Annotated in this window: 27 protein-coding genes and 2 pseudogenes; 4 read left to right on the forward strand and 25 right to left on the reverse strand. The window is 44.8% G+C overall.

The features are described from left to right. Positions 1–331 precede the first annotated feature (331 nt). The 6 genes and pseudogenes from ACJJJB_RS13395 to ACJJJB_RS13420 form a co-directional block, all read right to left on the reverse strand. Positions 332–1,264, reverse strand: coding sequence for a hypothetical protein (locus ACJJJB_RS13395; protein WP_444946315.1), 933 nt, complete (start codon positions 1,262–1,264; stop codon positions 332–334). Between the two features lie 1,080 nt (positions 1,265–2,344). Continuing rightward, positions 2,345–2,761, reverse strand: coding sequence for a hypothetical protein (locus ACJJJB_RS13400; RefSeq protein WP_444946314.1), 417 nt, complete (start codon positions 2,759–2,761; stop codon positions 2,345–2,347). A 137-nt stretch (positions 2,762–2,898) separates the two neighbouring features. After that, on the reverse strand, positions 2,899–3,126 hold the full coding sequence (locus ACJJJB_RS13405) for a glutathione S-transferase N-terminal domain-containing protein (protein WP_444946313.1): 228 nt from the start codon (positions 3,124–3,126) through the stop codon (positions 2,899–2,901). 167 nt (positions 3,127–3,293) lie between these two features. After that, positions 3,294–4,479 (reverse strand): annotated as a pseudogene (locus ACJJJB_RS13410) (IS3 family transposase). Between the two features lie 72 nt (positions 4,480–4,551). Continuing rightward, positions 4,552–4,875, reverse strand: coding sequence for a hypothetical protein (locus tag ACJJJB_RS13415; protein ID WP_444946312.1), 324 nt, complete (start codon positions 4,873–4,875; stop codon positions 4,552–4,554). A gap of 77 nt (positions 4,876–4,952) precedes the next feature. Beyond that, a complete protein-coding gene (locus ACJJJB_RS13420; protein ID WP_353376676.1) occupies positions 4,953–5,345 on the reverse strand; it encodes a hypothetical protein in 393 nt (130 codons plus the stop codon). A gap of 316 nt (positions 5,346–5,661) precedes the next feature. Here ACJJJB_RS13420 and ACJJJB_RS13425 point away from each other — a divergent pair. Next, positions 5,662–6,603 (forward strand): annotated as a pseudogene (locus ACJJJB_RS13425) (IS110 family RNA-guided transposase). Between the two features lie 21 nt (positions 6,604–6,624). On the opposite strand, the gene ACJJJB_RS13430 reads toward ACJJJB_RS13425, so the two are convergent. The 15 genes from ACJJJB_RS13430 to ACJJJB_RS13500 all read right to left on the reverse strand — a co-directional run bounded on the left by ACJJJB_RS13430 (position 6,625) and on the right by ACJJJB_RS13500 (position 15,721). Next, on the reverse strand, positions 6,625–7,158 hold the full coding sequence (locus tag ACJJJB_RS13430) for a CC0125/CC1285 family lipoprotein (RefSeq protein ID WP_444946311.1): 534 nt from the start codon (positions 7,156–7,158) through the stop codon (positions 6,625–6,627). A gap of 110 nt (positions 7,159–7,268) precedes the next feature. Next, entirely contained in the window at positions 7,269–8,156 is an 888-nt protein-coding gene (locus tag ACJJJB_RS13435) for an IS3 family transposase (protein WP_445365039.1), read from the reverse strand. Beyond that, positions 8,108–8,461, reverse strand: coding sequence for a transposase (locus ACJJJB_RS13440; RefSeq protein WP_445365040.1), 354 nt, complete (start codon positions 8,459–8,461; stop codon positions 8,108–8,110). Before ACJJJB_RS13440 ends, ACJJJB_RS13435 begins: the two co-directional genes overlap by 49 nt. Positions 8,462–9,079: 618 nt before the next feature. After that, a complete protein-coding gene (locus ACJJJB_RS13445) occupies positions 9,080–9,250 on the reverse strand; it encodes a hypothetical protein (protein ID WP_020411070.1) in 171 nt (56 codons plus the stop codon). A gap of 550 nt (positions 9,251–9,800) precedes the next feature. Continuing rightward, on the reverse strand, positions 9,801–10,205 hold the full coding sequence (locus tag ACJJJB_RS13450) for an SMI1/KNR4 family protein (RefSeq protein ID WP_444946308.1): 405 nt from the start codon (positions 10,203–10,205) through the stop codon (positions 9,801–9,803). A 105-nt stretch (positions 10,206–10,310) separates the two neighbouring features. Further along, positions 10,311–10,670: a DUF5992 family protein gene (locus ACJJJB_RS13455; RefSeq protein ID WP_444946307.1), complete on the reverse strand. Its 360-nt coding sequence runs from the start codon at positions 10,668–10,670 to the stop codon at positions 10,311–10,313. Between the two features lie 106 nt (positions 10,671–10,776). Further along, entirely contained in the window at positions 10,777–11,268 is a 492-nt protein-coding gene (locus ACJJJB_RS13460; protein ID WP_444946306.1) for an ankyrin repeat domain-containing protein, read from the reverse strand. A 110-nt stretch (positions 11,269–11,378) separates the two neighbouring features. Further along, positions 11,379–11,540, reverse strand: a complete 162-nt coding sequence (locus tag ACJJJB_RS13465) for a hypothetical protein (RefSeq protein WP_444946305.1) — start codon at positions 11,538–11,540, stop codon at positions 11,379–11,381. Between the two features lie 813 nt (positions 11,541–12,353). Then, the gene (locus ACJJJB_RS13470; RefSeq protein WP_444946304.1) at positions 12,354–12,653 is read right to left on the reverse strand and encodes a hypothetical protein; all 300 of its coding nucleotides are present in this window, start codon (positions 12,651–12,653) and stop codon (positions 12,354–12,356) included. Positions 12,654–12,800: 147 nt separating this feature from the next. Further along, positions 12,801–13,211 carry a hypothetical protein gene (locus tag ACJJJB_RS13475; protein WP_444946303.1) on the reverse strand — a complete coding sequence of 137 codons (411 nt, stop codon included), beginning with the start codon at positions 13,209–13,211 and terminating at the stop codon, positions 12,801–12,803. Positions 13,212–13,294: 83 nt separating this feature from the next. Then, complete coding sequence (locus ACJJJB_RS13480) at positions 13,295–13,723, reverse strand: DMP19 family protein (RefSeq protein ID WP_445365041.1); 429 nt, start codon at positions 13,721–13,723, stop codon at positions 13,295–13,297. A gap of 60 nt (positions 13,724–13,783) precedes the next feature. Beyond that, positions 13,784–14,068, reverse strand: a complete 285-nt coding sequence (locus ACJJJB_RS13485) for a DUF6881 domain-containing protein (RefSeq protein WP_444946302.1) — start codon at positions 14,066–14,068, stop codon at positions 13,784–13,786. Positions 14,069–14,393: 325 nt separating this feature from the next. Continuing rightward, on the reverse strand, positions 14,394–14,615 hold the full coding sequence (locus ACJJJB_RS13490; protein WP_445365042.1) for a hypothetical protein: 222 nt from the start codon (positions 14,613–14,615) through the stop codon (positions 14,394–14,396). 120 nt (positions 14,616–14,735) lie between these two features. Beyond that, positions 14,736–15,143 (reverse strand): hypothetical protein, encoded by a 408-nt coding sequence (locus tag ACJJJB_RS13495; protein WP_157533421.1) that lies wholly within the window; start codon positions 15,141–15,143, stop codon positions 14,736–14,738. Between the two features lie 74 nt (positions 15,144–15,217). Beyond that, positions 15,218–15,721: a hypothetical protein gene (locus ACJJJB_RS13500; RefSeq protein WP_444946300.1), complete on the reverse strand. Its 504-nt coding sequence runs from the start codon at positions 15,719–15,721 to the stop codon at positions 15,218–15,220. A 369-nt stretch (positions 15,722–16,090) separates the two neighbouring features. Between ACJJJB_RS13500 and ACJJJB_RS13505 the strand changes: the two genes are divergently transcribed. Beyond that, positions 16,091–17,089: an integron integrase gene (locus ACJJJB_RS13505; RefSeq protein ID WP_445365043.1), complete on the forward strand. Its 999-nt coding sequence runs from the start codon at positions 16,091–16,093 to the stop codon at positions 17,087–17,089. A 99-nt stretch (positions 17,090–17,188) separates the two neighbouring features. Here ACJJJB_RS13505 and aroC read toward each other — a convergent pair whose 3' ends face one another. Continuing rightward, complete coding sequence (aroC, locus tag ACJJJB_RS13510) at positions 17,189–18,265, reverse strand: chorismate synthase (protein WP_445365044.1); 1,077 nt, start codon at positions 18,263–18,265, stop codon at positions 17,189–17,191. 175 nt (positions 18,266–18,440) lie between these two features. Beyond that, a complete protein-coding gene (gene prmB / locus ACJJJB_RS13515) occupies positions 18,441–19,364 on the reverse strand; it encodes a 50S ribosomal protein L3 N(5)-glutamine methyltransferase (protein WP_353376082.1) in 924 nt (307 codons plus the stop codon). Positions 19,365–19,671: 307 nt separating this feature from the next. Here prmB and folE point away from each other — a divergent pair, with 307 nt between their 5' ends. Both folE and ACJJJB_RS13525 read left to right on the forward strand, forming a co-directional pair. Beyond that, positions 19,672–20,214, forward strand: a complete 543-nt coding sequence (folE, locus tag ACJJJB_RS13520) for a GTP cyclohydrolase I FolE (RefSeq protein ID WP_020412734.1) — start codon at positions 19,672–19,674, stop codon at positions 20,212–20,214. 65 nt (positions 20,215–20,279) lie between these two features. Next, entirely contained in the window at positions 20,280–20,624 is a 345-nt protein-coding gene (locus tag ACJJJB_RS13525; protein WP_020412733.1) for a 5-carboxymethyl-2-hydroxymuconate Delta-isomerase, read from the forward strand. Positions 20,625–20,628: 4 nt separating this feature from the next. Here the strand turns inward: ACJJJB_RS13525 and ACJJJB_RS13530 are convergent, their stop codons facing one another. Both ACJJJB_RS13530 and sixA read right to left on the reverse strand, forming a co-directional pair. Further along, positions 20,629–21,498, reverse strand: coding sequence for an alpha/beta fold hydrolase (locus ACJJJB_RS13530; protein ID WP_445365045.1), 870 nt, complete (start codon positions 21,496–21,498; stop codon positions 20,629–20,631). 133 nt (positions 21,499–21,631) lie between these two features. Next, positions 21,632–22,084, reverse strand: a complete 453-nt coding sequence (sixA, locus tag ACJJJB_RS13535) for a phosphohistidine phosphatase SixA (RefSeq protein WP_445365046.1) — start codon at positions 22,082–22,084, stop codon at positions 21,632–21,634. Positions 22,085–22,113: the final 29 nt, after the last annotated feature.

Genomic DNA, 22,113 nt, shown 5'->3' on the forward strand with positions numbered 1-22,113 from the left:
CTATTTAGGTCAGGATGCTAAACTCTCTGATAATAAGTTAAATTCTATTGAATCAAGTAGAACAGCATAGTTTTATAGTCTGTGCCTATGAACAATCACCATCAGCAACCAAGAACACAATAAATATTCAATTCAAATTATAAAAAATGATCTATCCATCTTATTAATTTTCTGCGACAAAAACCAAATAAAGTATAATAAGCAGTTGGCAGCTCACAGCAACTATAGAGGATAGTGTTTGATATTTGCACCACCAGATCCCCTTCAGTGAAGGGAGCAAACTTATAAATGGAAATATAAATCTGTACCTTATTGGGAGTGTTGATACCCCCTAAAGACCTTCACTCATAGTTTCATTACATAGCTCAACATATTTTTCAGCTTTACGCTGAACAAAATCATCATTACTTTCTCTAATAAGAGCACTGAGATCAAGAGATTTATATTTAAACCCGACTGATCGTCCCAAACTTTCTATTAATTCATTACAGAGCACTGCAACACAAGAAAGCCTAACCCAGAGGATTGGAGTTCCTCTAAGACATAGCCCAGACATAACATTAATAAGGGGGGAAATTTTCTCAACAAAATTATATTCTTTTAGGGCATCTGTAAACTCTGAAAAAGACATACACCTCGCTACTGACTCGCCTTCATTAATGGTAAGCGCATTTCCTATACTTGATAAAGTATCAAAGAAAATATGCTCCTTTTGTACTTTCCAATTAGCATTTGGGTGATGACTAGTTATTTTTGAACCGGACAACATCAGAAATAGCGATTTTTTGAACTCAAGCAACTTAACAGAAGACTCATCTACAGCAAAATCAGCATAAGCAACTTTACTCTCTATCAGCTCTGACAAACAGAGCAGTCTTGCTAGCCTGTAAATGGTGCTTTTTCCATAATGGCCATTCAAATCAATTTTATAGGGTTTTTTCGGAATATTCGTAACTCTGGCTTTAAAATCACGGGCAGCCAGAAGAAGCTGGAACTTAAGGGGACCAATAGCTTGATACAACCTGGCCCTCGCCTCAAAATTGTATCTTATATCAGCTTCATTCTCCTTCAAGTATACTTCTACATCCTTTCTAATTAGGCCATCTTGCACACTCTTAAAATCACTTAAAGATCTATCTAGCTCATTTTTATATTTCTGAAGATCCTTTTCCAATCTATGAGCAACTAGTGACTTAGTCAACCATATAGCAGTGAGTGAAGAAACGCCTAAAGAAGAAATAAATGTGGGTATATCTAAATCCATGAACTAATACCTCCTTGCTTAGTCTTCACACTGATAATCAGCCAACTTTATCCGAAATCAGTCAAACAATCTAACCATAAATTTTCCACCTACTCCATACTAAATATAAGCAGCAATCGGATACTTGCAGAATCTTCCAAAGTGAAAGTCGTTACCCATCCTTATTGAATAAAATTCTGATATGGATTTCTATATATTCACACCTCTTCACTTCCCAACAGCGTTGGAAGATTTTACTTCAGCTAATCCATGATAAAAATCTTTTAAACCAGAAAATTTCCTAACTCATAAATTGCAAATTGAATATGTACGGTTCTGTTTGCTTCCAGTATGTCGGCCATACAACATCATCCCAAACTAAAGCCGATGTATAAGCGATTAGACGACGCTGGTAAATCTAAGAAGATCGCTCTGATTGCCTACATGAGAAAGCAGATTACGATCCTGAATACGATGGTGAAAATTAACACTTACTGGGATGCAAGTATGGCTTAAAAACTTGACGAGCAACCATAGTCGCTTGTTAAGTATTTGCCAACACCCCAGCCAACCAAAAAATGGTGCTGTACGTTAAAGCTTTAAAGCTGATTAAAAATATAACTTGTAAAATAGATAGTTTAGAATGTATACCAAAATCAATAAGTTCATAGAGTTTTTTGGGAAAGTACTTTTTTATACTTAGTATAACCATAATTACTGCCATACCTACATAAAGTAACACGACACCCCAAAAAACCGTTCTGGTTCAACATCAATACTGATTGTTTCTGAGAGACCAGCTCGTTTATAGACAGATACCTTGCCACTCACAACAGCAAACACGCAATAGGCTAACGTGAAAATAGTAAACAGCAGATGAATGAATCCAACTTTCCGTGGCATTGCTACCCCATACTCTAGGTACTTAACGCTTTAAACAGCGGAATAAAAACTGGAGGTTTTTGTGCCCACCCGGATTAACTTGTTAATTTCCCAGTATCTAATTTGTAGGGACATCTCATATTTCTTTCGAGATAGAAGACTGGTAGTTACCCTCCATACAAACCCTTAGAGGGAGGGCAGATATTAAAAAGGTTGCAATCAGCTTCCTAGCTTTCTAACTTGAATTTGGCTTGGAACCAAAGGCAATGAAGGGTCGAGTTCACCCTGCACACGTAGTGCCCATTCTCGTATGCGACTACGACGGAAAAGTCCGTCTCCTCCTGTAAGCCCAGCCTCATAACCAAAAGCAAGGAGCGCATAGACAGAGAGGTCTGCAACACTCACTTCACTACGATTACACATAAAAGGACCTCTCTCAAGCGCTTTACTCAAACGTGCACCGACATGACGTGCAGCAGCCATTATGCTGTTTCCTGGAGCATTTTCAGCTTCCCTGCGGACAAAAGGAGCCCACCGAAGGACTAGAGGCCATACAAAACGCCATGCGCCGATTGCGTTATCTGGTACCGTGCGATTCATGGCACAACCGAGGCGCCAAGCGTTGATCAGCTGCACAGGAAGTGCTAGCGATAAAGCCGGTCGCACAAACCTAAAATTTGCAGGAATCATGCAATGCTGGACCCAATCATCAAGTTCGTTAATGCACGGATCACCGTCTACAGGGTACAGGGGACGCTGAGGGAAGCGTTCATCTAGCCAATGAGTATTTCTTGTGAATCATTTTTGCTTTCACCATCAATTGTCAAAACAGGCACGGTATGCCCCATCGGAAGTGTTTCCCTCATATTAAACGGAGATACATAGACAATTTCGTAAGCGATCTTTTTAAAAGCGAGAAAAGCTTGGACTTTAAGACCGTATGGACTGGTAGCGAAAGTGTAGAGCACGACTTTTGGGGTATTGAATTCCATGCTTTCCATAATTAGCTCCTTCTATACCAGTGGTTTAACAGCTCGTTTAAAAAAGAGTGAGCCAAGGTGTCAGTAGAATTAACGCCGGCCACAGTGGCCTGCGGACTTAGCACGTAATTGTACCAGCAATTTGAGTGAAAGGTGATCTTGCCCCGATAAAACGGACACACTACTTTTCATACTGCTATTCGCTCATATTCTATTAATGATTGATAGCCTAAAGCTGAATGCAGCTGCTTACGGTTGTAAAAATCATTAATATATCGAGCCAGAGCATACTTTAAATGGCTCATTGTCTGGAAGCTAGTTTCTCTAATCAGTTCAGCTTTTAAGCTATGGAAGAACGACTCCATATGAGTATTATCCGTATATTTACCCGCTCTACTCAAGCTATGCTGGATTCCATATCTTCCCAACTCTTTTTGATACTCGGACCCTCTGTTCTCTACACCTCTGTCCGTGTGTAATATTAATCCCGGTTGTGATCCTCTTTTCCTTCCAGCATTCATCAGGGTTTTTCGGGTTAATTCTGTTGCTCTCTTCGTGTCTAAACTCCAACCGATTACTCGGCGAGAATACAAATCCATCACCACTGACAAGTACTGCCATTGACCCTTAACCTTAAGGTAAGTTATGTCAGCAACCCAAACTTGATTCTTGCTTTTAGGCACAGCTCCTTCCGGTCTAAGATTCTCCCCAGAGGCTAGGAAACGCATTATTCCTGGTGCCCTACGTGTCACTCTCGTAACTCTGGCTACGACTCCTAATTCCTGCATCAGCCGGGCTACGCGCTTATGGCTAACTTCATAGCCCTTGGTCAGCAGGGCTTTCCAAATTCTTGGAATACCATAGCGCCCTGCAGAGTCATCCGAAATCTTTTGAATCTCTGAACTTTTAGATCATCATCTTGGTGTTTTCGGTGCGATCGCGGCCTCTTCAGCCAATCATAATAGCCACTGCGCGATACTCCTAGCCACTGACAAGTTCTTTTGATACCTAATGCTGATCCGAACCTCTGGATAAATCGATATCTTGCTGATGTTCCTCTGCAAGAAACCGTTGCCACTTTTTTAGCAAATCAAGCTCCTGCTTTAATTTACGATTCTCCGCCTCTAAACGCTTTACCCTAGAAAGTTCCTTTTCTGTTCTAGAGACTACATCAGTAAGCTTTCTTCGTTTATCTGCCACAATCTTCCCTTCCTGAAACTCTTTTCGCCATCGTGACAGCATGAAAGGGTGAATGTCGAGAGTTTCAGCCACTTCCTTAACTTGAATGCCCTCTATCAAGCTAAGCATTACCGCTTTCACTTTGAATTCGTTTGAATACTGCCAAGTCTTTCTAGGTTTGTTGTATTTCGGCATAAGACACCTCGTCTGTTTGACCTTGGTGTCCGTTAAAACGGGGCAAGATCAATGTCCATCTTGATCGCCTTGTTAGGTGCTTTTGCATAAAACCAAAATGCTGACACTGCCGCCTTCACTATAATATGACAGGGTTTCTTTGATAGGCTTACAGGTATTGCTATTCTCTAAATATAAATCGATATACTTTTCAATATCTCGAAAATATACCTCTTGACCTTCTGTATCATTCTTCGAACTAAAAGTATGGTAAGTATATATAAAATAATACGTTCCCTCTCCATACTTTGAAACCTTTCTTTCTTTTGAAAAGTCATCTAGCTCAACGTGGTGTGGCGTTCGTGAGCAAGAGATCAGTAGAAAGGATAAAGCTATCAATAAAACTCCAATTTTCATTGGCCGGTGCACCTAACGCTCAAAGCAGCGGCGCGCGTCAGCGCGTCCAGCCCGCAGGGCGATGCTGCCTTTGCTTGTTATGAGCTTGGTGCAATTGGGAAACCCTCTGGCTGTGCTTCAAATTCAGATTGTGGCCTTTTATCTTTTTCTCTAGTAGCAAAGACTTGGCCACTTTTATTGATTTGCAAATATACAGTGCCGTTGAAGTATTCACCATCTTCGCCGCCATACGTAATCAAATTTCGGCCGTATTTCCATTCTCCGATTTCGGAACTGACAACCAAACTGCTTGAGGTAAATACAATAACTTTTACTTCGCCAGGGGAAATATGAGTGATACTTCCCCCGCTATTTAAAGATATTGATACACCAGTATTGTTATAGATATCTATCTCTGCGATTCGAGGGCAACCACTCAACACTATTGCGAGTAGTGTCATTAGCGCTGAAAGTTTTATTCGTCTTGCCATGCTAGTGCTCATAACGCCCCGCACAGGGGCAGACAAAAAAGCGCAGCGTTTTGGCTGTCCCAGCGACCAACGGGAGCGATTGCTGCGGCTTGTATGGTTGTTCTTGCCCGGTTCTGATGTTGAAAATCCTTTTCCCTAACGGGTAAATTGAGACCCACCTTCGGCGGCCACCGAAGGCCTTGTTTGCCACAGTTCGTTGCTGCGCTGGTTCATAAAGACCGCTAACAAGTAGGAACGTGACAGACACTCATTAGGCATAACTCGAATAGTCATGTGGGCCTCGAGCCCGAATAGCAAGGCGGAGATAGCTTATCTTATGGAACCTCAAGAGATCAATGTCGGTATCGATACTAGCAGCAAACAGCTCGATATTTTTGTGAGACCAACTGGCCAATTCTTTAGTGTTACCAATGATAAAGATGGTATTAAGGACGCCATTAAACGACTGCAACCCCTTAAACCCAAAAGAGTACTTATCGAGTCCACCGGAAGGCTTGAACTGGAGTTTGTCTGTTCTGCCCACAAAGCGGGGGTGCCGATAGTTGTTTGCAATCCTTCGCAGGTAAGAAACTTTGCAAAGTCAGCGGGGCGACTCGCCAAAACTGACAAGCTGGATGCTGTCGACATTGCTCACTTTGGAGAGGCAATGAAGCCAAGATTATCGTAGTTAAAACCTGAAAAATTAACGAATATCAGTGACTTACTCGTTGTAAGAAGCCAGTGCTTGGAGATGAGTACAATGCAAAAGAACCGTCTCAAGCGAATGCCTAAATCTGTACACAAACCTATTCAAGCCATATTGAAAACCATCAAAAAAGAGTTAGAAGGAATCGATAAGCAGCTGGATAAACTCGTCAGCAGTATTGCCGAATGGCGATAAAAACGTGACCTATTGTTAAGCGCTAAAGGGGTAGGAAATGTATTGGCCTACACCCTGATGAGCGAATTACCTGAATTGGGGAAACTGAACCGAAAAGAGATTGCTGCACTTGTTGGTATCGCCCCTATGAACCGAGATAGTGGGAACTTTCAAGGTAAACGCTATATTCGTGGTGGACGGCATCGTGTGCGCACGGTCCTGTTTGTTTCCATAATGTCGGCGATCCAGTGCCACCCTAAATTAAAGCCAATGTATAAACGCTTAGTCGACGCTGGCAAACCTAAAAAAGTGGCCCTCATTGCCTGTATGAGAAAGCAACTTACCATTCTGAATACGATGGTAAAAAACAACACATATTGGGATGAGAATATGGCTTAAAAGCTTGACGAAGAACCATAGTCACTTGTTAGGTGCATCTTGAATACCGTGCTTTTGCTTGAGGCTATTTGCAATAAACTGTGCATTATATGCGAAACCCTCAGGTTTTTCGTTGAAACACACTATTGTATTTGAGGTTCGGGGCTTGGAAATATTGTAAGTTTGGCCACCCGATACAGTAGTTGTTGCAGTGCCGTATGTATTAGCTTTGTAGGTGGTGTTATTGCCGTAATTGTATGCAGAGCCATATGTGTTGGCATTTACATTGGTTGTTGCTGTGGTAGGAGTTGTATAAGTGCTGTTTTTTGAGTACTGCTGTGCATCAACGATAACGAAATATTTATACCCATGCTCCAATGCTAATTCGGCGCTACGAAGCAACGCATAATCATTGGCCTTATCTCTTCCGGTGTAACCATTACCTTTGAAAGTAACGGTAAACACATTTGTGTCTAGTTGTGTTTCTGAGAAGCCACCAGTCATACCCTGCGGTTGGTAGGCGGTTGCACAACCACCAAGGGCCAAAATAATTGATAAAGTTACGATGATTCTCATGTTCTCTCCTTGCACCTAACGTTGCCAGCAAGGGCAGCCGAAGCAGAGCGTAGGCTGTCCAGCCCAGCCGAAGCCTCCCCCCTTAAAGTAGACGCCACCTTATATTCATCTTATGCGGCCATTCTTTCATATTCATCTGGGCTTTTGAACCCAAGTGAACCATGTCTTCTTTTAAAGTTATAGTACCTATCAAGATACCAAGATAAGTTAGTTCTTAGCTCCTCAACGGATTCAAAATTAAACCCTTTGAAACTCTCAGTTTTCAGTGTTTGAAAAAATGATTCTACATACACATTATCATTCATAAATCCTGGACGGTTCATGCTCGGCTCAATACCCAGTTCTTTGAGTCGGTTTTGGTATGCATAAGCACCGTACTCAGAACCTCGGTCGCTGTGAAATATTAGATCTGATTCTATATTTCTGCGACGGACAGCTTTATTTAGCGCTGACAGTGTTAGCTCAACGGATCGAGTATCCGACAGCTCCCAACCCAACACTTTCCGGGAGTAAAGATCGATAATCACAGCTAAATATTGCCATTGCCCATTGATCTTCAGATAGGTTACATCACCAGCCCATTGAGAGTCTGGTTTACTCGGCATACCATTCTCTCTTTGTAAATTTTCAACCTTAATGCAAGGATTTCCAGGCAAAGGGTGTCGACGATAGATCCTTCCAGCTTTCCCCACGATTCCAGCCTCTCTCATAAGGCGTTCAACGCGCTTGTGATTTATTCGTTCACCATTAGCTTTCAGCTCTGCGCTAATTCTTGGACTTCCATAATTACCATCATGCTGCGCATAGATAGCTTCGATACACCCAAGAATTCGTCTATTTTCTATGTCTCGAGTGCTCTCATCACGGTTGAGCCACTTATAAAACCCTTGGGGTGAAACATTCAAGTATCTACATAAGTACCTGACACCAAAGTCCGATCGATTAAGAGCTATGAACGAGAATCTTTCAGCTTTGGATCTTTCAGGTACATTTCCCACTTTTTTAGGAAATCATTCTCCTTTTGCAATTTCTCAACCTGCTTTTTTAGACGTCTTATCTCTTTGTCATCAGTTTGAGACTGAGTTTTCGTTGTCTTGGTCATACTTATTCTACGGCTGGGCTTCTCGACCAGCTTGCCTTCTCTACTTTCCTGTCGCCATCTATACACCATTACTGGATGCAAACCAATAATATTGGCGATAGTGGTCGTATCTACTTTCAGTTGATTAGTGAGAGCTACCACTCTAACTTTGAACTCTGTTGAATATTCAACAACCCGCTCTTCACTCAGTATTTTCGGCATTTTCTCCTACCCTATTCAAAAGGTAGGCGTCTACTCAATGGGGGAAGGTTTCAAAGGCAGTCCAAGCCCCGCAGGGGCGACAGCAGCCTCTTGTTATGTGATGGCAACTACTCCACTCTTTTCTTTCGTTCCCCAAAAGAAGTTGCACCATATATAACGCAGAAGAATACCGATGCAAGAGCATAGTACCTGGCAGACTCATTCCATAGGCTTCGATACAGCTCGACCTCATTTACTTTCTCACAAAGTTCGAGCGATTCAATTATGCAACTCTCTAGTCCTGACATAACTCGTTCTGCATAACTTATTTGATAGCCAAGCATAGAAATACACCACACGGCTACTCCGATGCTAAATACGGAAAGTACCTTTCTGTTACGACTTAATTGCCTGAACATTTTGAGCTTACTCTTTTAGTCACAAATGCCCGCAGTTGCGTCTGGTTGGAGCGCAGCGGAAAACCAGTCCGACAACCTGCGCTTGTTAAATGCTGAACTCACAGCCTACTCAAATACTCAATTTGAACTTCACCACCGATATAAGGACCATCATCACTACAATCGTTCGCTGGTTCATCGAAATTTACCCACACGCTTGTGATAATTCTGTCCTTGCCTTTTATAGTTCTCTGAGTACTTTCCACTGATTCTTCTTTTCCAATAGCTTCCTTACAAATTCTGGCTGAATTGAAACAGTTCCAATCGCCCCATCTGGCCACCAAAAATGTGGTTCAATCTTTACTCTATCACCATCTTCAAATTTCATTATGCTTTCGATTGCTACTGGCATTTAATGCCTCAATAACGGGCAGACAAACCGAAGGTTTGGCTGTCCAACCGAAGGCGACCGTTGATTGATTTGTTAAGTGTAGCTATATCAAAAAACCATCATCTACAAAAAATTTAAAAAATATAGGACAAATTATACCGTAAGATAATAGCCGTTATTAACTATGACAAAATAACAAAGCTGTAAAATTAAGATTATTATTCCAGCTTTTATAAACCTATCTTTAGATTTACTACCTAGGTTTTTTTACAAATACCGAACAATAAAAAAAATATACCTATAGGTATTGTAATAAATACACCCAACATTTGAGGTACTACTATATACATACCCGTAAAAGCCTCAAAATAAGGGCTGTAGAAAGTATATACCCCTATTATGTATAGTAATAGAGACACTATGAATAGGTATAATATGTGAAATGGATTAAATTGTTTCATATGACACCTAACGCCGTTATAACTGGCCGGAACGTAGTTGGTTTATTTGCGCTACCGTAGCGACTAAGAGCAAACGAAGTAACTTAATGACGGTCAGGTTGATAACCTTGTTATACGTTTTTAACCACATCTTCTTGCTCTTCCTTACACAACTGAATGTACTCTTCTATATCTGCTGCAAGCTCTAGATCACTAATATCTCGAGAGTCAAATTCTTCCTCGTGATCAGCAAAATAGATTGTCTCGTCATGCACTTTTAAGTTTAAGAACATGAAATTTCCAAACCCATCATGGCCAATCGCTAAAAAATGGGGCGGCCAAAGATTTCCATAAAAGTGACATTTTCGAAGCTCTAGATTAGTTGTTGTAATCCACTCTAGCTCCTTCACTAAATTATCTTCTACACAATCAATTTCATCCAATGGCTTAAACGGATAGTTCAATAAAGCCGACTTGTAGAACTCTGGTAAAATTAGGCCTAGTTTGTCCTCAATTTCCTTGAAGTAAGTTTCCATCACCATCTCTCTTGAACGTATAACGCCCGCAACACCGGACCGTTTGGAGCGCAGCGAAAAACGGGTCCGCGTGCTTGCGTTTGTTATACCGCCCTCATCACATCTCTATATTGGAGAAAATGCAATGTAGGCCGCGTGCGAGCATGTTTCAACATCTTCGTAGGTATAAATATTAACTTTTTTTCCAGTCGTGAATGCAACCATAGCCATTGAAAAAGCTCGATTATGAATATTTTCATCATTGCCGTTGTTGCCAGCAACCGAGAGCGGAAAACTAATGGTTGTATCTTCACAGGCGTAGTTACCGTCTCCATTAGCTACCGTGACATTGAAACTTTTACCGTTTGCTGCCGTATTGGTGATAGCAACCACATTGACTGATGTTGCTAACCACCTTCCTTCAGCAAAGGAAGGTGTTGAAAATGCGGCTGAAACAGCAATCAATGGAATCAAAAACTTCTTCATTCTTACCTCTATTTTTTACTTTGATAGATATAACGTCTTTAGCAACGGAAAATTGCGGAGCCGAAGGCGGCATAATTTTTCCGATTGCCTAAACTTGTTAGGCGCCTCACCACTTTAACCCTTTTAGGTTAATAAGTTTTGCTGACTGACTCTCTTTATCTAGCAATACTTCATACCCCACATAAGAGAAGTAGTCCTGCAGAGTCTCTGCTGGCTCAACGTAGCCTAGTAAAAGTTCTGCCACGTTATGCTCATTGTTAATTGCAGCCTCACTTAAAGCAGTATCTCCATCTGGAGTCTTCTGCCTAGGATTGGCACTTTCCTTGAGTAGAAATTCACACAGCTCATAATAACCGAGGCTTGCAGCTTCAGACAAAGGATTGTTGCCAAATTCATTAGCCGTATTGATTTCAGATCCACGCGCTAACAACCATGCGACTTCATCTAGATGATCTTCAACTGCTAAATAATGAAGCACAGTCTCTCCAATCCCATTCTTAGCGTGTACTATCTCCGGGTCTTCCGAGATGAGTTTTTCGGCTAGAGACTTGTCCTGCATTACCGCGTTAATGAGTAAATCAAAATTTTCCTTGCTCATCAATATCCTAGTCGCTTAACGCCCGGCTTTGGAGCTGGCTTGGAGCTGCGAAGCAGCGGAAAGGCAGTCCCAACCCCGAAGGGGCGACAACAGCCGCTTGTTATGTGACTTTAGTATGACCACTTGCCTTCCTCGACCAATATGGCTTGGCCGGATTCCTCGTTTATTTCCAATATGCCATCGGAATAGATGATGAAATGCCCTTTATCCCCAGTGAACTGATAGCCCTGAAATTGGCAGGGTGTAACTCCATCTTTGCATAAGGAGTGCATTGTTTCTCCGGTGAAATTTGAAACCGAGTCTGACACCAAATTTTTTACCTTAAACTTTACAGAGCTACAACTTACACGGCCTTCTGGGCATGATCCTATTTCGATTTCGTAGGTTGGTGTAATCAGTGTTTCCGCGAAAGCGGATGAGGATGAAATCAATAGAAATATTACTAAAAGTCGCTTCATACTTATTTCACATAACGCCCGCAACAGGGGCGACCAATGCTGTGCACATTTTGTGTGAAACTGGGAGCGCAGCGACCTGCACAAAATTTGCACTGCGTTGGGCGTCCCGCGGAGGCCCCAAGGGCCGGAGCAACCTGCTTGCGCTTGTTAGTGGCAATCACTGTAAGATGTATCCGTAAATCGCTAACCCTAACACTGCGAGCACCACGACTAAAAACTTTAGCTGGCCATTGTGTACTTCTGCGTTTGTAATTGGTTGAAGCTTTACCGTAAATAGTGTGAATAGAGAGAGTATAACGCTCGCGGAAAAACAGATAAGAAGCGGTAGTACACTTACCATAAACACTGAAATAAACGCAGATAGGCCAGTTATTGCCCACAAAGCCTTTTTTGCTTTTTGCCACTGTGTTGGCTCAACGCTGTGGTAACAGCAGCTTGAACATCGTGCAGGACCAAGTGAATGCGCCCCAATCTTTGAAAAAGCATTGACTCCAAAATTTTTGCAATGTGGGCACTGAAATCTCATTCTTGCTTACCACTAACGCCTAGCACACGGGCGGCCGAAGCAAAGCGTAGGCCGTCCAGCCCACATATTTCGTGGGCAATCGTGCTGCTTTTTGTTATGCATTAGCCTCTCCGCCAGTCTTTAATAGTTGCAATAAGTAGGGCTATGAAAATTACTAGAAGGAAAAAGGCAATACCATAGCCCACAGCACCATCTACTTTTGCTCCTTTGGCCTCCCAATGCCCATAGGTTATAAGCTGGTATAGCATTGCAAAAGATATGAAGCCACTAGTAAATACAGCTAGTAACATATGCCGCAAATTGAAAAGCTTTTTCCCAAAAGCAAGCTCCCCCCATGAAGGAGTCTCGATTTTTCTATCGAGGCCTTTACGACGCCATCGGCGGTCTTTGAGATTAGACATAGTTTTTATTCATAACGCCTCCGGCAGGGGCAGCTTACCTTGTGCACATTTTGCGCAGGTCGCTGTGCTCCCATTTTTGCGCAAAATGTGCACAAGGTAAGCTATCCCGCAGAGGGCCGCAGGCCCAGAGCAAATTGCCCGGCTTTGTTAAGGGCGCTCACTGGCTAATAGCTCCAGTAGCTTCGCATTGTATGCCTGAGCAAAGTATTTATTGTATTCATGGCTGCCTATGTCTAGCGCAAAATTTTTATAGTGGAGCCCGGTGCCACAAATAAGGAAAGTATTGGGCGCAAAATCCTGTAGGCTACCCTTGAGAGCCAACTCCGAAATCCCTGGGACTTTGTACCCTTCGCCGGGAATGTAAACTTCAACAAATTGCTTGTGATCCTGACGATAGTCACTAAGGGCCTCTTCAAAACCACGGTTAGCAGACGCTATAGGATCATTCGCTATTGCGATCAATTCGTTACTTTTCGATATTTCGACCCAAACCCACGAAACTAGTCCAGCTAATAGAGTCACACCTAAGAAAAATACGTTTTTTATGATATTGTTCATTCTGCCCCTTAACGTCACTAGCAAGGGCTGAGGAGCCTAAGCGACGAGGTCCAGCGCGAACTTGCCTAGCTTTGTTAAATGTTTTACAGGAGATTGTTGTTTTTTGCATACGCGTACATCAACTCTTCCAAGTCGTTAGGATATTTATAAAAATCAGAATCTAGTGAATCTAATTTTAGAACTCCACTTTCCTCAAGCGCCTCAAGTTCCTGTTGACGAACTTCTCGGTCTTTAGGTGGACCCATCTCACCAAAATTAGCATTCGCCGCTTCGACAATGCTAGCCGTTTTTGACGCACCAATTTTATGCAAAGACGCAACAGTTTCGATGGAGATATCTCCAGCGGAATTCCAAAAGAACTGATTAAACCCTCCGTTATTCACTTCCGCTTCCAACATCCATACGCAAACCATCACTAGCTCATGCTCATTTAGACTCTCTGATCCAGCCCCCAAATACTTATCAATTATTGGATCAACTAGCCCCATCAACTCGTCAAATCGTTCTGTCATAGCTCTTTGTACATTTAACGCCCCAAGCTGAGGCGCGAAGCGTCCGACAGCCTTGGCTTGTTATGCGATGCCACGCACATACTTTTGCCACAATGTTTCGAACTCGTCTCTGGTTATTGATTGGCCAGAGAGTTCATCTTGTGAGTTTATTACATCTAAGCTTGGCACTTCACAAATACCTAGCTCTGTATCTTTTGTTGATCCTTTGTCAGATGCGTAACCTATACTTCCATCTCTGAAAAACTCTAGCTTACGTGTTTCGAAATTATCATCTGCGATTTCTGATACTAATCGATATGGATAATCTTCAGAATCTTGAATCCAATCAACATCGATGTATCTCACGAAACTCTCCTAAAGCGCATAACGCTTTGCTCAACGGCGCGCGCGGTTTGCGCGTCCGGTGGATGGCCGTAGGCCCGTAACGAATTGCAGCAATTTGTTAGGTGTTTCTAGCACGATCGACTCTCTCGATTAACTCAGTGATAACGGGGTTTTTAGATAATGGGATAAACCTCATTGGAAGGTTAAACGCAAGCTCCTTGCCGATAGCGCCATCTGAACGAACTTGTAACACAACCCTTTCCGGTGAATTCATCTGGGCGTAACTAATATTAATGATATCTTTGAGCAAGACTCTTTGCTCTTTCCCTCCTTTACGGAAGAGCAATCATTCACCCTCGTCATAGACCTCATCAGCTAGATCCCAGAGTAACTTTTTGAAGAAGAAAAAGCCAAAGACAGCCATGAAAACTGGTACAGCTAAGAACATTATGGACTCCTTGGCTGCTCCGGCTGCCAAAGACGTAACTAGAAAGAAAGCAAGAAACCCAAACCATATGCTTAGAAAAAACTTCTTAAAATAGAATGTTGATCCTGATATTTTCTTCATACTAACTCTGACACCTAACGCCCATAGCATGGGCCGTAGCAAAATGGCGCTTTTTTTGCGAAGCAAGAAAAGTGACAGTTTGCGGAGGTCCAGCCCGAAGGGCGAACATGCCTGTGCTGGTTATGTGTTTGCACCTTGAGTCAGCCTTAATGAATTTACTCTTCTAATCATTACTCCAATTAATGTAGCAATTGATATTTCTACAATTGTTATTGGGGCATCGATTATCCATGTTTTAGGGTAATAGATTGTTTCTAATAAAATTGCCAAAGTAGCAGTGCTAAATAACCAACAAATGACACAAGTAATAGTACAATGAAGAAACGTAAAATCTTCCTGTTTCTTAGCTAAAATACTCAATATTACGATAGATAAAAGACTAGATGCACCATAGCTTAATAAAAAGAACTCCTTGGATTTTCCATATTCTAAAGCAGAGATTCCCCAAAAATAGCTTATACAAGTTGAAAGTGTAGTAAGCGAAATAAATAGTAATATCGAAAATTTTAATATTCTAATCCAGTTCAACTTGACTCCTTCTTATTGGCACATAACGTTGCAAGCAGCGGTGCGCTGTAAGCGCATCCGCCTGCCTTGCCTTGTTAGGCATTTTGGTACGCTGCCCAATGCGATTTAAAAATTGAACCATCATGGTCGTTTATGTTCGTCTTGTGCTCAATTTCGAAGTTCTGTGATTTCTTTGTGATGGCCGATATCAATTCAAACAAACCTTCTATTGCATCCTGATTCCATTCCGGCCCCATGCGATAATCTAGCGCGAGGCTGTTAGAGAACACGAACAAGCCAAGTTCCGGTAGCTCTTTGCCGCTCGGACTTTTTACATTTCCGAAACAAAGATGAAAAGGTTCAGCTTCACTGGACACAACCAGTTCCGAAGGGTTATCTTCTAATGAGATCGGAACCTCACATTGCTTCGATACAGACCAATAATAAGTATTTTCCGAAGATATGCATCCCGCGTGATTTCTTAGAATCTCATATCCTAGAATTACTTCCTCAGCCGTAAGATTGGCTATTTCAATATCGGGTAGAGAACCATCATTCTCTCCAAAAATTTCTATCAATTCACTCCAATCTTCAATCATCGCTGATGCCTAACAGTGTATTCAAAAGCAGCTGCATTATATCATTTGACAATATATCCCAAGATAAGAAATTACCAAAGCCAGGAAAGATATTTATAAATCAAGGAGTTGGGCGTCAATGACATAGTAATACTCAAGTGGATATATTGCAGCTGCATCATATTTTGTTATTTTGTTGCTTTTGATCACAGATGTAAATCATTCAAAATCAATAAGTTAACGCTCATATTACTGTGGATATGTGCAGCTGCTTTTGATCTTAGGTATTGACAATCCAGAAAAACACCAAATACTGTATATAAAAACAGATAAAAGAAATTATCATGGATGATATTCGCCCTAAGCTACCCCCCTAAACCAGAACGTTTTATGGATATCTTGCGTCAGCATATTCGCAAGCAGGGACTATCGTACCGAACAGAGCAAACTTACACGCATTGGATAAAGCGGTTTATTCACTTTAATCGATTGAAGCATCCTGCCGGTATGGGGCCGGCTGAAGTTGAGACTTTCCTTACCCATCTCGCTGCTCATGATCTCTGCGCATCCAATGCTCAAAGAGTGGCATTGAATGCTATTGCTTATCTCTACAAGCAGTTCTTAGGTAAGGACATCCCAGACTTGGATTTTACGATTGCCAAGAGGCAACGGCGGCTGCCTGTTGTTTACAGTCGTGAAGAAGTGGCTACGGTTCTTAGTCATTTACAGCGGGTCTTCAGATTACAGATTGAGCTGATGTATGGCTCAGGGCTTCGTAGTGCCGAATTACTATCTCTCCGAATAAAAGATGTGGACTTTGGTAGCAATAATATTTTTGTCCGCGGTGGAAAAGGAAATAAGGATCGAACTACCCTTCTTCCACAGGGAATAATCCAAGATCTACAACGTCAAGTTAAATATGTATCTCTTCTTCATCAGCAGGATTTACTGACCGGCTACGGTTTAGTTTATCTGCCGGATGCACTCGATCGCAAATACCCCAGAGCCGCCAAACAACTTGCTTGGCAATACCTGTTTCCTGCTAACACTATCAGTAAATGTCCCCGTTCAGGCATATACCGAAGACACCATATACACTCATCCACATTGACGCGCCAGGTAAATAGTGCTGTGAGAAAGGCGGGAATCAACAAACCGGCACGCTGCCACGCATTCCGGCATAGCTTTGCCACACATTTACTCAAAGCTGGTTACGATTTACGCACTATCCAGGAATTATTGGGGCACTCTGACATTAACACTACTGAAATTGACACCCATGTAGTGAATCATGGTAACAAAGGCGTATTAAGCCCCTCAGACCGCCTTCGTAGTATTAATAAAATTAAGGAGACCGGAGCTAACTATTTTAATGGGGCCTTGGGTTAAATTAGAGGCTCCTTAATTTCTTTACTGTATGTTAACGGCTAAGGCACTGGATACCGGCTCTTGCGGTATCCCTATAGCTAAAGATCAGGAGCGCTCGAACTACCCAGGTGTTACATCACCATTTTGTGCGCGATGGCGCAGGGCATGGTCGATAAGTGTAAGAGCCATCATGGCTTCCGCAATAGGTGTCGCACGTATTCCCACACAGGGATCGTGGCGGCCCTTGGTAACTACTTTAATAGGGTTGCCAGACCGGTCGACACTGCGCCCTGGAATACGCAGGCTAGAAGTTGGTTTTAGAGCGATATGGGCAATTATATCCTGACCACTGGAAATGCCCCCTAGCACGCCACCAGCATTATTCGATAGGAAGCCATCCTCTGGGGTGATTTCATCCCGGTGCTCGGTGCCTTTCTGCTCCACGCAGTCAAAGCCCGCTCCAATTTCCACGCCTTTTACCGCATTAATACTCATCAGGCCGTGGGCAAGGTCTGCATCCAGGCGGTCAAAAATAGGCTCACCCAAGCCAGCTGGTACACCGCTGGCGTGCACTGAGATGCGCGCACCAATGGAATTTCCCTCTTTGATCAGGTCTTGCATATAGGCTTCCATTTCAGGAACTCGCTCTGCATCCGGGCAGAAAAAGGGATTAAGTTCCACTTGCTCCCAATCCAGTTTTTGTACCTTAATCGGGCCCAGTTGAGAGAGGTAGCCTCGCACTTCAATGCCGTATTTTTGCTTCAGCCATTTTTTGGCGATGGCCCCGGCGGCAACCCGCATAGCAGTTTCCCTGGCGGAAGAACGGCCACCCCCACGGTAATCACGAATGCCGTATTTCTGCCAGTAGGTGAAATCGGCATGGGCCGGTCTTACCTGCTCGGCGATATTACTGTAGTCCTTGGAGCGCTGATCGGTATTTTCAATTAATAGGCCAATGGGCGTGCCGGTGGTTTTCCCCTCGAAAACACCGGAGAGTATTTTTACCTGGTCGGGCTCGCGGCGCTGGGTGGTATAACGGGAAGTACCGGGCTTGCGGCGATCCAGCTCTAACTGAATCTCCTCTTCGCTAATCTCCAGGCCCGGAGGGCAGCCATCAACAATACAGCCCAGGGCGGGCCCATGGCTTTCGCCAAAGGTGGTGACACAAAACAACTTGCCAAAGGTATTGCCCGACATAGACGACTTTTCCAGCTAGTAGGTGGTTAAACAGGAGTTGGCCTCAAGTGAAGCCGCACATTATAAAGGAACCCCGGGGCCCAGCACGCGGCCAAGAACAAAAAGCACAATTGCTCCGCGCATCTGGCTCCAATAACAAACCCGGCAATGTAGATTGCCGGGTTGGCAAAAGAAATTACTCTTTTTCGAAGTAAGGTTGGTAAGCGAGCAGTTCTTCGCGGCTGATGACAAAGACACCGTGGCCTCCATCCTCAAACTCAGGCCACATAAAGGGTACCTCGGGGAAAGCTTGCTCCAATGCCTCCCAGCTATTGCCCACTTCACAAACCAGCAAGCCCTCTGGCTGCAGATGGTTGGCAGCCTCTCGCAACAGGCGACGGGTAAAATCCAAACCGTCCTCTCCTGAACCCAGGGCGATTTCTGGCTCTGCGCGGAATTCTTCTGGCATTTCTGCCAGGTCACGAGCATCTACATAGGGCGGGTTACAGACAATCAGTTCATAGCTGAACCCCTTCAGGCCGGCGAAAAGGTCCGACTGTACAGCGCGCACGCGCTCATTCAAGTTGTGGCGATTAATGTTAATTTGCGCAACTTCTATGGCACCCTCAGAGATATCGCTCAGGTCGACCCGCGCTTCAGGGAAAGCTTCTGCGCAGGCAATTCCGATACAGCCACTTCCGCAACAAAGATCCAAAATCGCCAAGGGCTCTACCTTGAGCCAGGGCTGGAAGTTGTGCCGTATCATCTCCCCAATAGGCGATCGAGGTACCAGCACCCGATCATCCACATAGAAAGTCATATCGCAGAAGTGCGCTTCATGGGTCAAATAGGCAGCTGGTACCCGCTCGGTAAAGCGTCGCTCCAGGATAGTGAGCACATCGCGACGCTCCTCCATCGTCAGGCGTGCCTGCAATATCTCCGGCTTACTATAAGGTGGCAGGTGCAGCGCGTGGGTGACAAGCAATACCGCCTCATCCCAGGCGTTATCGGTGCCATGACCATACCAAAGACCAGCCTCATGGAATCTGCTGGTGCCCCAGCGAATGTAGTCCAAAACCGTGGTCAGCTCGTGCAGGCTGGATTCACGCCTTTCTATCATCGAATCTATCCTTAACTATGTATCTCATCAGGGCCTATTGTCACTCATTGGATGGCCTCTGTTGTGGCAATTCTATAGCTGTACCCAATGGACCTAGGCTATTTATCCACCCAACTACTTTATCAGTCGTTTAAATAGAGTAACTAGGCCTCACTCCATCTGCCTTCCCGAACAAAAAATGGCCCCTGGCACTGGCTATCAAACTGGTGTCAACAGGCCTCTGGGTCCGCGCGGATCTTTACTCTCGGGTTACAAACGCTTAGGGTAGCGCACCCGCCCTTCGGGCTGAGATGTTGGAAAGAGCAGCATGAACGAACACTACGCGCGAATTATTGAAGCAATCGGCGAAGATCCGCAACGCCCAGGACTCAAGGACACCCCTGAGCGCGCCGCCAAGGCCATGGAATACCTGACCCGCGGCTACAGACAGACCGTCGAAGACGTGGTCAACGATGCACTCTTCCCCTCCGACTGCAGTGAGATGGTGCTCGTTAAGGATATCGAACTCTATTCCCTGTGTGAGCACCACCTGTTGCCATTTATCGGCCGCGCCCACGTAGCCTATATTCCCAATGGCAAGGTTGTTGGCCTGTCCAAGGTAGCACGAATTGTCGACATGTTTGCGCGCCGCCTGCAGATCCAGGAGCAGCTTACTGTCGAGATCGCCGAGACCCTGCTAAACGTCACTGGTGCTGCCGGTGTCGGTGTTATCATCGAAGCCAAACACATGTGCATGATGATGCGCGGAGTGGAAAAACAGAACTCTGTGATGAAGACTTCGGCAATGCTCGGTACTTTCCGCAGTAACCAGGCTACGCGCAACGAGTTCCTCTCCCTGCTCCGCCAGTAACAGGGTCGACTCACCAGCACAGAGCGGCTCAAAAAGAGCCGCCAATGTTCACGGAGTGAATTGCTATGCCCCACCTGATCATAGAGTATGCGAAGAATCTGGAAGACAGGATTTCCGTTGCCGCCCTGGTCAGCTCCGCACAGGAGGCAATGAACCGCTCCGGGCTATTTGCATCGCACAACATCAAGACCCGTGCCAAGGCTTACGAGCAATTTATCGCCGGCGATAATGGCAGCAGCTTTATCCATGCCGAAATCCGGCTATTGGAAGGCCGCAGCTCCAGGGAGCGAGAAGCACTGAGCTCGGCAGTGTTCAATTGCCTGTGCCAATTCGCCGATGGCGTGCCTGCGGTCTCGGTAGAAGTGCGGGAAATGGACCCCAGCTGCTATTCAAAGCGCGTGCCCTTCTAGCTCATTAGTCGGCCTCGCCGCGCAAGAAAGGCCCAAACCACTCCGCAATGCCCTCGGCTCCGTCCTCCATATGCAAATGGTGACTGCCAGGCAGCTCCCGCACTTCAATATTGTCATAATCAGCCAGAATTGGGCGCAGCTTCTTAATCATATTTGTAATCCCCCCCTCCGCCAGAACCAGGCGTACCGGCATACTGAGCCGTGAAAGAAAGGCCCGAATCTGCACTTCATTGAGCTTCGCGGTGGAAGCCGCCATCAGCTGGGGATCATTACTCCAGGTAAAACCACCGTCCAAGGGGCGAGTTCCACGCTCAGCCAAAACCCGTGCAGCCCATTCAGAAAGTGGGAAGAGGCCATTCATACGAGCTTCCACGGCTCCCTCAAAGGTCGGGTATACCTTTGCCTTGCGGTGCCTGTAACGAGCGCGCTGGGCGATGGCCCTGGCAAGGATATCCGGCGATTCCTCATCCTTTGTGGCCGGGGGCACCAAGCCATCAATCAATGCGAGGCGCTTTACCCTGTTGGGAAAAGCCCCGGCGGTAATCACGCTCGCAATGGCTCCTCGTGAGTGAGCGAGCAGGGAAAAGTTTCGCCAACCTAGAGCCTCCGAGGCACCGATAATATCCTCAGCCTCCTCCCAGATGTTGTAATTGGCATGAGGAGAACGATGGTAGCTGCGGCCATGCCCAGCCATGTCCATGGCAACCAGGTTAATTCCTTCAAGCAGGGGGGCAAGTCGATTAAAACTGGCACAGTTATCCAGCCAGCCATGCAAGGCCAAAACTGGTTCACCAGAGGGGTCACCCCACTGCCGTGCAGCAATAGTTTTACTCTCAAACTCGAGGGTGATTTCGCTGGCGACGCTTTGCTTCATAAGCGGTAATTCCACTGGGTAACTGGTTTTGATAAGACAAGATGGTGCTACTGCTCTGTCATAACTGCAATGACACTTGGCACCAGCGAGCTAGTGATTTAGGTGCAAGCATGGGAGGAAGATTAAATGGCGCCTACTCTGCGTGTTGCAGCCAATCAAGCTCAGCACAGCCATTGGCCCAAACTTCAGCACTCACACAGGCAAGGCTTGAAGTACCCATGGGATACTCATTACCGCTACCGCAAAGGCCATTGAGCAGGCTGCCAACCAACGGCTGGTGGCTAACCAATAGAATGGGGAAGTTATCCTGCTCCTGCAAAAGGTCAAGCAACTGTTGGGGATTGCTATCCCCGATTAGTAGTGGCTCGGTAACAACGGGCAGGCCCAAATGAGCGGAGACAATATCAGCTGTTTGCTGGGTTCGAACAAAAGGACTGGCCCAAATAGCGTGCACAGCCGATAACTCTTTTGAGCGTTTTTTGCATACCTGCGCCACTTGCTTGCGCCCACGTTCCGTCAGGGAGCGAGCGGCATCATTGCCAAGCATCGGCTCGGCCTTGCCATGGCGCAGGATAAACAATTGCATTGACATAGCCTCAATTAGAGCTGAGCAGG

The organism is Microbulbifer variabilis, assembly GCF_052468405.1.